At 59.2% G+C, this 13,420-nt stretch carries 17 protein-coding genes and 1 pseudogene; 9 read left to right on the top strand and 9 right to left on the bottom strand.

The features are described from left to right. Positions 1-114: 114 nt before the first annotated feature. The 5 genes from BT204_RS21775 (at position 115) to ycaC (ending at position 4,294) form a co-directional block, all read left to right on the top strand. Positions 115-771, top strand: a complete 657-nt coding sequence (locus BT204_RS21775; protein ID WP_003194521.1) for a DedA family protein — start codon at positions 115-117, stop codon at positions 769-771. A 6-nt stretch (positions 772-777) separates the two neighbouring features. Further along, complete coding sequence (locus tag BT204_RS21770; protein ID WP_054896916.1) at positions 778-1,593, top strand: M90 family metallopeptidase; 816 nt, start codon at positions 778-780, stop codon at positions 1,591-1,593. 109 nt (positions 1,594-1,702) lie between these two features. Further along, a complete protein-coding gene (gene ppa / locus BT204_RS21765) occupies positions 1,703-2,230 on the top strand; it encodes an inorganic diphosphatase (protein ID WP_003176323.1) in 528 nt (175 codons plus the stop codon). A 211-nt stretch (positions 2,231-2,441) separates the two neighbouring features. After that, positions 2,442-3,212, top strand: coding sequence for a LexA family transcriptional regulator (locus tag BT204_RS21760; protein ID WP_034126892.1), 771 nt, complete (start codon positions 2,442-2,444; stop codon positions 3,210-3,212). Positions 3,213-3,661: 449 nt separating this feature from the next. After that, entirely contained in the window at positions 3,662-4,294 is a 633-nt protein-coding gene (gene ycaC, locus BT204_RS21750; RefSeq protein WP_014720109.1) for an isochorismate family cysteine hydrolase YcaC, read from the top strand. Between the two features lie 152 nt (positions 4,295-4,446). On the opposite strand, the gene BT204_RS21745 is transcribed toward ycaC, so the two are convergent. The 9 genes and pseudogenes from BT204_RS21745 to BT204_RS28205 form a co-directional block, all read right to left on the bottom strand. Then, on the bottom strand, positions 4,447-5,604 hold the full coding sequence (locus BT204_RS21745) for a glutathionylspermidine synthase family protein (RefSeq protein WP_072448244.1): 1,158 nt from the start codon (positions 5,602-5,604) through the stop codon (positions 4,447-4,449). A gap of 11 nt (positions 5,605-5,615) precedes the next feature. Further along, positions 5,616-6,326 carry a DUF1190 domain-containing protein gene (locus tag BT204_RS21740; RefSeq protein ID WP_034126869.1) on the bottom strand — a complete coding sequence of 237 codons (711 nt, stop codon included), beginning with the start codon at positions 6,324-6,326 and terminating at the stop codon, positions 5,616-5,618. 18 nt (positions 6,327-6,344) lie between these two features. Continuing rightward, on the bottom strand, positions 6,345-6,773 hold the full coding sequence (locus BT204_RS21735; protein ID WP_003194539.1) for a DUF350 domain-containing protein: 429 nt from the start codon (positions 6,771-6,773) through the stop codon (positions 6,345-6,347). 16 nt (positions 6,774-6,789) lie between these two features. After that, positions 6,790-7,464 (bottom strand): DUF2491 family protein, encoded by a 675-nt coding sequence (locus tag BT204_RS21730; RefSeq protein WP_054918144.1) that lies wholly within the window; start codon positions 7,462-7,464, stop codon positions 6,790-6,792. Beyond that, on the bottom strand, positions 7,451-8,485 hold the full coding sequence (locus BT204_RS21725) for an ion channel (RefSeq protein WP_072448242.1): 1,035 nt from the start codon (positions 8,483-8,485) through the stop codon (positions 7,451-7,453). The genes BT204_RS21730 and BT204_RS21725 overlap by 14 nt, the downstream gene beginning before the upstream one ends. A gap of 72 nt (positions 8,486-8,557) precedes the next feature. Beyond that, positions 8,558-9,118: a rhomboid family intramembrane serine protease gene (locus BT204_RS21720; RefSeq protein ID WP_054896928.1), complete on the bottom strand. Its 561-nt coding sequence runs from the start codon at positions 9,116-9,118 to the stop codon at positions 8,558-8,560. A 156-nt stretch (positions 9,119-9,274) separates the two neighbouring features. Beyond that, on the bottom strand, positions 9,275-9,973 hold the full coding sequence (locus BT204_RS21715) for a PspA/IM30 family protein (protein ID WP_057975573.1): 699 nt from the start codon (positions 9,971-9,973) through the stop codon (positions 9,275-9,277). A 17-nt stretch (positions 9,974-9,990) separates the two neighbouring features. Next, positions 9,991-10,572: a YjfI family protein gene (locus BT204_RS21710; RefSeq protein WP_034126864.1), complete on the bottom strand. Its 582-nt coding sequence runs from the start codon at positions 10,570-10,572 to the stop codon at positions 9,991-9,993. 262 nt (positions 10,573-10,834) lie between these two features. Further along, positions 10,835-10,970, bottom strand: a pseudogene (locus tag BT204_RS28205) (DUF1016 N-terminal domain-containing protein); the annotation flags it as partial. Positions 10,971-11,132: 162 nt separating this feature from the next. On the opposite strand from BT204_RS28205, the gene BT204_RS21705 reads away from it, so the two are divergent. The 4 genes from BT204_RS21705 to ispA all read left to right on the top strand — a co-directional run bounded on the left by BT204_RS21705 (position 11,133) and on the right by ispA (position 13,342). After that, positions 11,133-11,777 (top strand): NAD(P)H-dependent oxidoreductase, encoded by a 645-nt coding sequence (locus BT204_RS21705; protein ID WP_072448238.1) that lies wholly within the window; start codon positions 11,133-11,135, stop codon positions 11,775-11,777. Next, positions 11,716-12,093, top strand: a complete 378-nt coding sequence (locus tag BT204_RS21700; protein ID WP_054896931.1) for a MerR family transcriptional regulator — start codon at positions 11,716-11,718, stop codon at positions 12,091-12,093. Before BT204_RS21705 ends, BT204_RS21700 begins: the two co-directional genes overlap by 62 nt. A 122-nt stretch (positions 12,094-12,215) precedes the next feature. Next, positions 12,216-12,458, top strand: coding sequence for an exodeoxyribonuclease VII small subunit (locus BT204_RS21695; RefSeq protein WP_003194556.1), 243 nt, complete (start codon positions 12,216-12,218; stop codon positions 12,456-12,458). After that, complete coding sequence (gene ispA / locus BT204_RS21690; RefSeq protein ID WP_072448236.1) at positions 12,455-13,342, top strand: (2E,6E)-farnesyl diphosphate synthase; 888 nt, start codon at positions 12,455-12,457, stop codon at positions 13,340-13,342. Before BT204_RS21695 ends, ispA begins: the two co-directional genes overlap by 4 nt. Positions 13,343-13,420: the final 78 nt, after the last annotated feature.

Here is a 13,420-nt window from a genome sequence, read left to right as displayed (position 1 = left end):
TCCGTATAATGCCGACCTTTCAGGGTTGTAAGAACCGCGACAATTACTTGTAGCCTTATTGCCTGAGCTTCCGCACAAGCCCGCTGAGTCGGGCTATTCACACAGGTGCCATCCATGGATTTCAACCCGCTCGACCTTATCCTGCATCTCGACGTCTACCTCGACATGCTGGTAACCAATTACGGTCCGTGGATCTACGCCATTCTGTTCCTGGTGATTTTTTGCGAAACCGGCCTGGTGGTCATGCCTTTCCTGCCGGGCGACTCCTTGCTGTTCATCGCCGGTGCTGTAGCGGCTGGCGGCGGTATGGACCCAGTCCTGCTGGCCGGCCTGCTGATGCTGGCGGCCATCCTCGGCGATAGCACCAACTACGTGATCGGACGAACGGCGGGCGAGCGCTTGTTCAGCAACCCGAACTCCAAGATCTTCCGCCGCGACTACCTGCAAAAAACCCACGACTTCTACGACAAGCATGGCGGCAAGACCGTGACCCTGGCGCGCTTCCTGCCGATCCTGCGCACCTTCGCGCCGTTCGTCGCGGGCGTGGCCAAGATGCCGTATCCGCGCTTCTTCGGCTTCAGCGTACTGGGCACCATCCTGTGGGTCGGTGGCCTGGTGACCTTGGGTTACTTCTTCGGCAACGTGCCTTTTATCAAGAAGAACCTGTCGCTGCTGGTGGTGTTCATCATCCTGCTGTCACTGGTGCCGATGATTATTGGCGTAGTGCGCAGCCGCTTTGGCCGCACGTCCTCCGAAGCCAACCCGCACTGACCCCCCGTGTGGTCCCTCAGCGCCTGGCGTCGCCGGCGCCTGCTGGCCAAGCACCCGATTGCCGATGACACCTGGCAACGGGTGCGCCACCACCTGACCTTCCTCGACGGCATCACGCCGGAGCAAGACCAGTGGCTGCGCGAAGCCTGCGTGGTGTTCCTCAGCGAAAAACACCTCACCGCCCTGCCCGGCGTCGAACTGCACCAGGAACAACGCCTGCTGCTCGCCGCCCAGGCGCAATTGCCGCTGATGAACCTGGGCGACCTCGACTGGTACCAGGGTTTCCATGAGATCGTGTTGTACCCCGACGACTTCCTCAGCCCGCAACGCCATCGCGATGCCAGCGGCGTGGAGCACGAATGGGACGGCGAACACAGCGGCGAAGCCTGGCAACAAGGCCCGGTGATCCTCGCCTGGCCTGGTGTGCTCGCCAGCGGCCAATGGGAAGGCTACAACCTGGTCATCCACGAGCTGGCGCACAAGCTGGACATGCTCAACGGCGACGCCAACGGCCTGCCACCGCTGCACCACGACATGCGCGTGCAGGACTGGGCCAGCGTGATGCAAGGCGCCTTCGATGAGCTCAACCGTCAGCTGGACGCCAACCCGGACGCCGAAACCGAGATAGACCCTTACGCTGCGGAAAACCCGGCGGAGTTCTTTGCCGTCACCAGCGAGTATTTCTTCAGCGCCCCGGATTTACTGGTCAATAGTTATCCAGAGGTGTACGCCCAACTCAGCCGCTTTTATCGCCAGGATCCGCTGGCCCGCCTGACTCAACTGCAAGCCAGCGACCCGCGCTACTCGCCACAGGGCGAATGACCGTACGACGCTTGGCGCATGGCATCGGCGTCAGAATATGCCTATAATCGCCGCCACTTTTAGGCCAATCCGGCCATGTCATATGGCCAACTAACGGGGGCAACGCCCAATGAGCTACAGCAAGATTCCGGCTGGCAAAGACCTGCCGAACGACATCTACGTCGCCATCGAAATTCCGGCCAACCACGCGCCGATCAAATACGAAATCGACAAAGACAGCGACTGCCTGTTCGTTGACCGTTTCATGGCCACCCCGATGTTCTACCCGGCCAACTACGGTTTCATCCCCAACACCCTGGCTGACGACGGTGACCCCCTCGACGTGCTGGTCGTGACCCCTTACCCGGTCACCCCAGGCTCGGTTATCCGCGCCCGCCCAGTCGGCATCCTGAACATGACCGACGACGGCGGCGGCGATGCCAAAGTCATCGCAGTGCCACACGACAAGCTGTCCCAGCTGTACGTGGACGTGAAGGAATACACCGACCTGCCGCCACTGCTGCTGGAACAGATCAAGCACTTCTTCGAGAACTACAAAGACCTCGAAAAAGGCAAATGGGTGAAGATCGACGGTTGGGGCAACGCAGACGCCGCCCGCGCCGAGATCATGAAGTCGGTTGCTGCCTACAAAGGCTGACACCCGCACCTCATTGCCACGGCAAATAAAAAGCCCCGTTAATTCGGGGCTTTTTTATGGGCCAGACTAAACATCAAGTTCAATTTTTAGTTGCGGCGTTTAATCAAGTTGCATACATGAAAGATCAAGCCATAACTAAGCCAGATCCTACAACGGCAAATCAACGCATGGTTTATTTGATGGGACTTTCCGGCCAGTAAACTCTGCGTTTATGAATACATCAGGTGATCGTTTAAAAGCACTACTACGGGAAGTTCATCTTTCCGCCTCCGACTTCGCCAAGAACCGCGGCGTCACGCCTCAGCACGTGAACAACTGGTTCAAACGCGGCGTCCCCATGGGCCGACTCAACGAGATCGCAGAATTGCTGTGCGTCTCAAGTCGCTGGTTAAGCGACGGTAAAGGCCCCAAGCACCCGCCTGCCAACTACCTGTTGGAAGGCCCCATCGCAAGGATTGCAACCACCCGCGAAGACACAGGCAAATACCTTACAGGCCCCGCCTGCCGCCCGGAAAAAACCGACGTGGAGATCCCTCTCCACCCCACCTTCACCTCAACCGAACGCATCCGCGTCTCCCTGCACAATTTGGAAACCCTCAACGTCAACCCCGACCGCGCGATAGGCGCCTACATGGTCGACAACAGCATGATCGACATCATCCAACAAGGCGCCACCCTCGCCATCGACCGAGGCCGCACCCAAATCATCGACGGTGAAATCTACGCCGTCGAACACGACGGCATGCTGCGCATCAAATACCTCTACAACCGTCCTGGCGGCGGCCTGCGCATGCGCAGCCACAACGCCAGCGAACACCCGGACGAATACCTCAACCATGAGGAGCGCTTCGAACAAAGCTTCAAGATCGTCGGCTGGGTATTCTGGTGGTCCACCCTCAACAACCGCCGCCCACCGGTGCCACTGGATGAACACCTGCTGGGCTGGGAAGGCTCTAAATCGGAACCGGAGGTGGGCAACTGAGGTGAATGTGGGTATCATGCGCCGCACATTTGGCAGGGGTCGCTTTTAGCTGATTTCCTGCCGGCGAAGCGGAGGAGTTCCCGCGGATGCCCCTACTATTCAGCCTGACGCAATGTGGGCTGAGCGATTTGAAGGCTGGTGAGGTTTGTCAAAAACAAGCTGAGGCAGTCCCCGAGAAGCCGGCCACAAGCCGGCTTTTTAATGCCCGTAAAACACCGTTCAATTACCCAACAGCTGCTGGCCCACCCTTCAATCAATGTCATTGAGGCAGACAATTCATTCCTGTTCTGCGCAGCGACCTGAGGCCTGAAATCGCGCCTTAACCATTGTCCACCTTGAGTTGACAGTAAGACTCCTCCCACCCGATTTATCCCCCGTCACCCACCCATTAATCTGTGCCCATGTTGAACGCAACGCCCAACCAACCTAAACAAAAAAAGGATTCAACCATGAGCACTGCAACCTACAACCGCTTGAACAAAGACGACGCCATTGTTCTGCTGGTCGACCACCAGACCGGCCTGATCTCCCTAGTGCAGGACTTCTCCCCCAACGAGTTCAAGAACAACGTGCTGGCCCTGGCTGACCTGGCCAAGTTCTTCAACTTGCCGACCATCCTCACCACCAGTTTCGAGCAAGGCCCTAACGGCCCGCTGGTGCCGGAGTTGAAGGAGATGTTCCCGGACGCGCCGTATATCGCTCGCCCTGGTCAGATCAATGCCTGGGACAACGAGGATTTCGTCAAGGCGATCAAGGCCACCGGGCGTAAGCAGATCATCATTGCCGGTGTGGTGACGGATGTGTGTGTGGCGTTCCCGACGTTGTCGGCGCTGGCGGAAGGGTTTGAGGTGTTTGTGGTGACGGATGCGTCGGGCACGTTCAACACCACGGTGCAGCAGGCGGCGTGGAGCCGGATGACACAGGCCGGTGCACAGTTGATGAACTGGTTCTCGGTGGCGTGTGAGTTGCACCGCGACTGGCGCAACGATATCGAAGGGCTGGGGAATTTGTTGTCCCAGCGGATTCCTAACTATCGCAATTTGATGAACAGCTACTCGGCCCTGTCTGCTCGCCAGAGCTAAGACTGCCATGCTCCGTATTGAGCCTGCCTGAAAAGGCAGGCTTTTTTATGGGCGTAGATTGAGATGCGTGTGGGTGACGCGGAGCGTCACTGGATGCATTACCACGCGGAGCGTGGGAACGATCAAGCGGAGCGTGGGAACGATCAACTTCCTTAATCCAGGATCAAGTGCGGCAGAAACCGGCTTGAGTCCTTGGTGATCAAGCTATTGTCCTCTCGCACCCCAATCCCCGCCGCCTGGTCGCCAATGACCCAGGAGCCGATCAGCGTGTAGCTGTCCCCAAATTTTGGCAGCGGTGCGAACTCTTGAAGGATGAAGGGCGCATCCGTGTAGGGACCGTCTTCTTTTACGATCAGGCCGTCGGCGGTTTGCAGTTCGATGTTGGCGCCTTCCCGGGAGAAGAACGGTTTGCGCACCCAGCCTTTTGGCACGGCTTTGCCTGGGTCGGTGTCCAGGTGGGACGCGAGCAGGTTGGGGTGGCCTTTGTTGAATTCCCACAGCAGCGGCAGGATGCCTTTGTTGGAAATAATGGATTTCCACGCGGGCTCGAAGAACTGTGTGTCGCTCTGGGCAATCGCCGCACCAAAGGGCTCGTGGAAGATGAACTCCCAGGCGTGCAGTTTGAACAGGTGGGGGATCCAGCGATCTTCAAGGTCGACGAAGCGGCCTTCGCTGGTCAGGCCGATGTCTTCGACGTCGATGTGGCGCGATTCGATGCCGACTTTTTCGGCAACCAGACGCAGGTAGTCGGTGGTGCCTTTGTCTTCGATGGAGTCTTTCATCGAGGCGAAGTAGAACGGCTGGTTGACCTGCAGTTGGGCGAAGGCCTGGTGCAGTTTGGTGTCGATGCTATTGAACTGGTCGGCGTGCTTGGGCAGCAGGCCGCGCTCGATGCATTGTTCCAGCCAGCCCCACTGAAACGCGGCTGCTTCGTAGAGGCTGGTGGGGGTGTCGTAGTTGAGCTCCAGCAACTTGGCGGGCCCGCTGCCGTTGTAGGAGAAGTCCATGCGCCCGTACAGGTGCGGGTGACCTTCGAGCCATGAGGTTCGGATCATGTCGTAGAAAGGCGCGGGGATGCTCAGGCGTTCAAGCAGTTCTTCGCTGTGGACCACGCGGGCGACGAGGTCCATGCACATATCATGGAGCTCGGTGGTCGGGTCTTCGAGGTCGCGCTCGATTTGCTTGAGCGTGAACTGGTAGTACGCGCTTTCGTCCCAGTAAGGTTCGCCGTCGATGGTATGGAACAGGAAGCCAAGACTCTCGGCTGTATGTTTCCAGTCATGACGCTCTGCGCATTGGATCTTCTTCATGGCCGGTGTCCTTAGCTGCTCGACCCGCCGCCCCAGCCGCTGCGTGCGCTGGCTTTGCTGCCGAAGCCGCCGCGGGAGGTGGCCGATGAAACCGAGCTCGACTTAGGTGAAGAGCGCAGCGTGTTGGTGTAATTGCTGCTGCCGTAGCGGGCCTGGTTGGAGCGGCCAAAGGTCGCGCCATTGGACACACGCTGGTTGAGCGTCGAATTACCGTAGTTGCCGCGATCATCGCGATAGCGGTACACCGGTTCCGAACGGTAGCTGTTGCGGTTGTTGCTCAGCATGTTGCCGATCAGCAAGCCGGTCAGCAGGCTGCTGGTGGAGAAGCCTGAGCCGCCGCCGCTGGCCTGAGCGTTGGCCGCTTGCGCATTGGCAGCGTCGACCTGGGATTGGGTCACCTGGCCTTCGGCGGTCAGTTCGAAACCGCCCAAGCGCGGGATGAATTTGCCGGTGGAGTCTTGCTGGCACCAATCAGCAACAAAGTCGGCGTCGCAATCGGCCTGGCTGTCATACACCGGCGCAATGCGGCGATGCTCGGCCATGGCCGTCATGTAGGCGTCCGAGCAGACGTCTACCGGAAGTTTTTCATCGGCGCATTGCTGTACCGACTGGAAGTTGTACTTCTTTTGCAGGTCGTAGGTTTTTTCCGTTGGGCCGCAGCCGGATATCGCCATGGCGACCGACGCTGCCAGCGACAGCTGGACGTACTTGCTTCGTTTCATCGGGAGCTCCGTGGGCAATCAGTTCGAGGTGGGCGTCATGCACGCGGCATTCAGCATGCCGACGCTGATGGCCACCGCGGCCACGTAGATACCGGCCGCCAGTTCGCCCTTCTTGATGCGCTCGGACGTGCCTTTGAGCACCAGGCTGGTTAGCAGGAACGCCAGCAGTTGGACGACGGCGGCGATCACGGCCCAGACGATGAAGTCGAGAACGTTGATCGAGTAGGCAATCACATTGCTGGCCGGAATGGCGAAACCGACGATGGCACCGCCCAGGGCGACCGCTGCGGAGGTGTTGCCCGCACGGATCAGTTCGAACTCCTTGTGCGGGGTGATGCGGGTGTAGATGAACTGGAACAGCGCGAACAGTACCGCAGCCCCCAGGATGTAGAGGACAAAGCCGAGCACCGCAGCTTTGTTGAGGGAGATGGAGAGTGCTTCTAGCATGGACGGCTTCCTTTTTTTAGAGCGTAGTCAGGTCGGTGGTGTACAGCGAAATGCCCAGGGATGTGCTCAGGCTGATGGTGCCTTCGGCATCTTCTTCGACGGAGAACAGCAGGAACTCTCGACGGTCGGTCAGGCCGGTGTCGCGGGCGTATAGCATCGAACGGTGCTCGACGCTGTAGGTGGCTTCTGGGCTGGTGACCTGTTCGCTCATCGCCACCAATTCGGTCTGGCCGTCCTCGCTGCCCCACTCCCGGAAGTACTCAACGCCGTCGTGGGTGTAGGTCGGCAGCCCGATCAGGCTCTGTGGGCCCGCCAGCCTGCGCAGTTCCGCTTCACTGCTGATGGTGACGTAGCTGAGGTAGTTGAACAGAATCACTGACTCGACCTGGCCCGCTATCTGGCCGGTGGTGTGCACCTGCAACCAATAATCTTCGTCGTTCATGTAATAGCGCGACAGCCAGGTGGACTGGCCAAGATCGATGGTGCCATTGCTCCAGATTTCCTGGGAGCCGGGGATCACCACGTTGGTTTTTTCATCGAGCAGCAATTTCAGGGTGGTGTCGAACATCACGCCCTTGCCCGGCGCCAGGCCCAAAGGACCGGTAGCAGGCAGGCTTGGGCTGGCGGTTCGGCTCGAGTCGGTAGTGGCTTTTGGGGCCTCAAGCCCCATCAACTGTTTAAGCCATCCCATGGGAGATTTCCTTAAGGCGAGTGGAAGCGATGTAGAAGAGTTCGCCGCCTTTGACCTCTGTGGCACTGGGCGGGTTGATCGATGGCTGCTGAACACCTTTGGCGCGATAGCCGATGAGGGTGGCGTTGTGGCGCTCCTTCATCTGCGTGTACAGCTCGCCGAATGTTGCCTCAAAGGCTTCGGGCAATTTCATCAGGTACTGGGTGGCGCCCTGCCCCACGCACAGCAACTCATTGATGACCACCGACGAGCCCGGATCCTGAGAGGCGCGCACCAGCATTTCGATCGCCATGCTGGACGTGCATTCCAGGCGCGGGGCGTAGGAGCTGGCCAGTGCAGCGATTTCACTTTCGTTGAAGTGGGCGACCACATGCCCGACGGGGCTCAGTTGGTTCACCGCCAGCACGGTGGCCAGCGTCAGGTCATCAGACGGGGTTCGCACCAGCACACGCTCGGCACCGGGCACACCGGCACGCAGCAACAGTGCGGTGGAGGACAGGCTTTCGCCGCGGATGAACGCTGCTTTGCCCGGCATCGGGTTTTCTTCAAGGCTGCAATCGCAGATCACGATCAGGTTGTCGTTCGAGGTTTCGTCTTGCAGCAACAACTCAATCACCCGCTCGCTGGACGCGCCCTCCCAGCCGATCAGCACGGTATGGCCGACCTTGCCGGTGAAATCACCTTTGCCCTTCATGCCTTTTCTCCATGCATCGATAACACTGCTGGTGGTTTTTCCGATGGCTGCCGTGAGCAGCGCAATGCCCCCGAGCATGACCCAGGCCGCCACGAAAATTCGTCCCGCCGAGGTCTGCGGCGCGAGGTCGCCATAGCCGACGGTGAGTGTGGTGGTGAGGTAGAAGTAGATAAACGTGGCGGGAGCGGTGAGGTGTTGTTCGCCCAGCAACACCAGGCCCAGGTAAGCCGTGCTCAGGTGGACACCCAAGGCAACGATCAGCCCTGCCCAACCGAAGCGGTGAAAGAGGGACGAGGCGTACATGCGTAACAGTAGGAAAATCGACATTTGGCCCCTGGCTCCCTGGGTGCTTGAATCCTGACGACAGCATCGCCTCGGCGTCTGGATGCTCAAGTGCGTTCACCCGGCATTAAACCCGCTGCGCGGCGTGGATAGAAGTACCTTGGCTGCAATAAATCCGGCGAGCGCACCAAACAGATGCCCTTCGAAGGAAACGCCCTGCCGCGGAAGGAAGCCCACGACCAGTCCGCCATACAGCAAAGCCACGACAGCGGCTGTTAGCAAATTGCCCCAGCTTCTGTGAAACCAGGCGCGAGACAGCAGATAGGCCCATAGCCCGAACACCCAACCGCTGGCGCCGACGTGTACGCCCGAAAAACCAAACAGCCAGACCAACAAGCCGCCCAGCAGAATGATGATGGCGCTGACGGCGATGAACCGGTTGACCCCTTCGATGATGACCAGAGAACCCAGGATCACAAAGGCAATCAGGTTGGCGCTCAGGTGGGCGAAGGAGGCGTGCAAAAACGGCGAGGAGAGGATGCCGAACAGACCCTGCACCGTTCTCGGGATTAGCCCGAATGCCATGAGGCTGTAACCGGTCGCCACATTGAGCAGTTGCAGCGCGACCATGAAGAGGGCCAGGCCTGCGATTGTCTTGAAACCCTTCAAGGCGTTCATCCTGACCTCAACATACAAAAGAAAGGCACTGCGACTGTGGCGAGGGAGCTTGCTCCCGCTGGGGCGCAAAGCGGCCCCAAAAACAGGACTGCTGCGCAGCCCAGCGGGAGCAAGCTCCCTCCCCACAGAGTTGCAGGCTTAACTGACCTGCGTTGATTACTCAGCCGACTTTTGCTTCAGACGCTCCAGAATCGCATTGGCACTGCCTTCGTTCGGCGTGATGCCGGCATCGCGCAGTTTGCGCTCCAGGTCCGTGCCCGTTGACGCATCAGCCAGCTCATCCTGGGCTTGCAGCTCAGCGGCACGTTGCTGCTGCTTGGCCTGCAAGCGGTTGAGCGTACCGACGGCGGTTTCCAGCTTGCCGTTGGCACCACCGCTGGCAATGGAGGCACTGACCTGGGCCTTTTGCACGCTGTCGCGAGCCTTGGCCATGTCCACTTGCTGGCGCAGGCTTTTGATGCGGCTCTCGGCCTTGGTGATGTCTTTGCGCATGCTTTCAGCGTACCCACCGAACTCGGTGGTCTGCTTTTGCTCCACGTCCCGCTCGTTGGTCAGGGTCGAAATGGCTTCGGCCACTTCCAGGGCGAGGTCTTCACGGTTGGCCTGGATAGCGGCCATCGCCTTGGATTCCAGGTCTTTGATCTTGGCGTCGTACTCGCCAACGCGATCAGCCGCCAGTTTGTGCTTGGCCATGATGCTTACCAATTCACGCTTGGCGTTGGCCAAGGCGCTGTCGGCATCGCGAATTTCCTGGTCTAGGATGCGCAGGGCCTGTTGGTCGACGATCGATTCGCCGACTTCGCTGGCACCGCCACGCAACGCGGTGAACAATTTGCTCCAGATGGACTGAGTCATTGGATTTTCCCGAATAATTAAATGAAGAAACGTTCGAAGGCTTCGCTGGCGCGCTGCACGTTATCAACCAGGGTTTTCACCTCGGTCACGATGTTGGTCAGGCTGGAGTCGGAGCTGAGCGCACCGAACATGTTGTAAACCACCTGCCCGTTCGGCATGGACTCGATACCGATGGACGACAACGGGAACATCTCCCGGCTGCGCAGCACGGCGTCGTTGAATTTCGCGACATCGTTGATGGACTCGGCGTCGACCAGGACGGTATCCACGATGATTTGCTCGCCCACCACCGCGATGTAAATCGGCAAGCCACCAAAGTCGTTCATCTCCAGCTTGATGCTGGACTCGGAGCCTTGGACGAGAGAAAGCGTAATGTCATTGGACGTCACGTCATCCAGCGCCTGAAGAGCACTGAAGAGGCGATCGATATTCCAGTTGGTACCTGCGCTCATGAAATTCTCCGACATGAATGAGCCAGCCAGGATCGGTTGGCGTAGCTGTTTCTCCATTTGCTTGAGCAGGCTTCGGTTTTCGGGAAGCACCCAAGTCTCGTGTTTCACATAACCGGCCGCCGCCAGCCCCGCACGCATCTGCTTCATGTAAAAGCTCGACGGCTTTTTTGCGGACGGCTTCAAGCGCTCTCCCTTGAGGCTTGTTGAATCGGTATCGGGCCCAGTTGATGGGCTCGATGGAGAGCTGCTGTTCATGGTACTGACCTCGCTGTGAAAAACTCACGCGTGAGAAAATCTACAGGCAATCCGCAAGGTACTCAATAGCTCACGCGTGAGATTTTTCCTTACATTTTTCAACCACCGAAAAGCCCCTGGCTACCCCGCCAACTCTCGCTCGATTTGCTCGTCTGCCGGGAAGTTTGTCCAAAAGCGCGACTTGATGGCACCAAGACAATTGTGCAGCAGCCTGTTGCACAATTTTCCGAATCCGACCACGCCTTAGCAAAAGCACGCCTGTACTTGAAATCGCGCGGCGAAGAACCCTGATGTCAGGGAAGGCAGGCTAGCCAGCCCACAGTACCGTCACAAGCATTCGAGAACAGTTCAGGAAGGGTCCCGCGTACCTCACAGAAAGGTCCTGCTGGCACTTGACTCTCCCCTATACGGCACCCCCTACCCTGAATGCCCTTTTCTCAGAACTTATCACCATGAGTCAGCGCATTCTGGTCATTCTCGGCCACCCGTCCTCCGATAGCTTTTGTTCCGCCCTCGCGCGCACCTATATCCACGCTGCGAAAACGGCCGGCCACGAAGTCCGCGTCCTGCGCCTGGGTGATCTCAGGTTCGACCCCATCCTTAATCATGGCTATACCCAGGCACAGACGCTGGAGCCCGACTTGCTCAGCGCCCAGTCCGACATCCTTTGGGCCGAGCACCTGGCGTGGGTGTTCCCTGTCTGGTGGGGCGGTGTCCCGGCACTGATGAAGGGCTTTATCGACCGCGTTTTCCTACCCGGCTTTGCCTTCAAATACCGCGCAGGCAAGGCATTCCCAGACAAGTTATTAAAGGGCAGAACCGCGCACTTGTTAGTGACCCTGGACACGCCGTCGTGGTATTACCGCTGGGTTTATCGCATGCCGGCCATCTACCAGATGCGGCGCACCACGCTGGCGCTGTGCGGCATCGCGACGAGCAAGACGCTGCTGTTGGGGCCGGTGCTGGGCTCTTCGCTGACGCAGCGGGCCAAGTGGCTGAAACAGGCCGGCGCACTATTTGAAAAAGGGAGTTTTCATGTACATCGGCAAAGCCGCGCAGTTGTCCGGCACGACCATCAAGGCGATTCGTCACTATGAGGCGATCGGGCTGATGCCAGCACCTGCGCGTGAGGGCGGTTATCGCGTTTATACCGCGCAGAGTGTCGAGCGGCTGATGTTTATAAAGTGCGCGCAACAGCTGGGGTTCAAGCTCAAGGAATTACAGGAGATTTTGCAGGGGTACGAGGGTGACGCGCTTCCTTGGGACAAGGCTGATCAAGCCATCGCCAATAAGAAGCAAGCGTTAGCCATGCAAATTGTGGCATTGCAGAATATGCATCGGGGTTTATTGGTCTTCGAGGCCCAATTGAAAGCGGCGCAGGGGGAGTGCTCGGTGGCCACGAAGGCAAGCTGAGACTCGGTGAGCCGAATAAACTCATCAATCGGCTTACACCACCGTGTGTGCGCCACTCATTTGCCCCAATCCCCCATGTCTGCTAGTGTCGCGCCGGTTTACCGTCTACCGGAATTGCCGCCATGGCCCGCAAAAAAGTTGCACTCGATTTCGAACAATCCCTCGCCGACCTGCAAGCCCTGGTCGAGCGTCTGGAGAACGGCGAGTTGTCGCTGGAAGACTCGTTGACAGCGTTTGAGCAAGGCATCGGCCTGACCCGCGACTGTCAGAGCGCGTTGGCGCAGGCGGAGCAGAAGGTCCAGGTGTTGCTGGAGCGTGACGGGGAGTTGGCCGAAGAGCCTTTCGATGCGGAACAGCCGGAATGATCAGCGCATACCAGGCCAGTAGCCAAGCCCGGGTGAATGCCGCGCTGGAGCCCCTGTTTGTTGCGCCAAGCCCGGAAATGACGCGCCTCTATGAGGCCATGCGCTACAGCGTGATGAATGGCGGCAAGCGTGTGCGCCCGTTGCTGGCCTATGCCGCCTGCGAAGCTCTCGGGGCGCCGGCAGCCGAGGCGAATGGTGCGGCCTGTGCGGTCGAGTTGATCCACGCCTATTCCCTGGTGCACGACGACTTACCGGCAATGGACGACGATGATTTGCGTCGCGGCCAGCCCACCACCCACAAAGCCTTCGATGAGGCCTACGCAATTCTGGCCGGAGATGGCTTGCAGAGCCTGGCGTTCAGCGCATTGCTGGACCCGACGCTAAGCAGCGTCAACGCCGAGATCCGCCTGCGCATGGTCACCGCCTTGGCCCACGCCGCAGGCCCGGCTGGCATGGTCGGCGGGCAAGCCATCGACATGGGCTCGGTCAGCCTCAAGCTGGATCAAAAAGCCTTGGAACACATGCATCGCCACAAGACCGGCGCGCTGATTGAGGCGGCCGTGCAGTTGGGCGCCCTGGCCAGTGGCCGCGCCAACGCCGAGCAATTGGCGGCCCTGCAGACCTATTCCCGCGCTATCGGCCTGGCCTTCCAGGTGCAGGACGATATTCTCGACGTGGAAAGTGATACCGCCACCCTCGGCAAACGCCAAGGCGCCGATATCGCACGGGACAAGCCGACTTATCCTGCATTGCTGGGGCTGCAAGCCGCCAAGGCGTATGCCGTCGAACTGCGCGACCAGGCCCTGGATGCCCTGCGACCTTTCGACGCGGCGGCCGAGCCACTGCGTGACCTGGCGCGGTATATCGTCGAACGTCGCCACTGACAGCCGCGGCCATTTGCGCCGCATATCGGCCAAGTTAGGCCCTCTGCGTGGGCAGTTTGCACGGCTTGAGGTAAACTG

Source organism: Pseudomonas sp. NFPP02 (assembly GCF_900119355.1).
Lineage (GTDB): Bacteria > Pseudomonadota > Gammaproteobacteria > Pseudomonadales > Pseudomonadaceae > Aquipseudomonas > Aquipseudomonas paracarnis.
The sequence above is the reverse complement of the archived record's forward strand: the minus strand, read 5'-3'. Positions and strand labels throughout refer to the sequence as shown.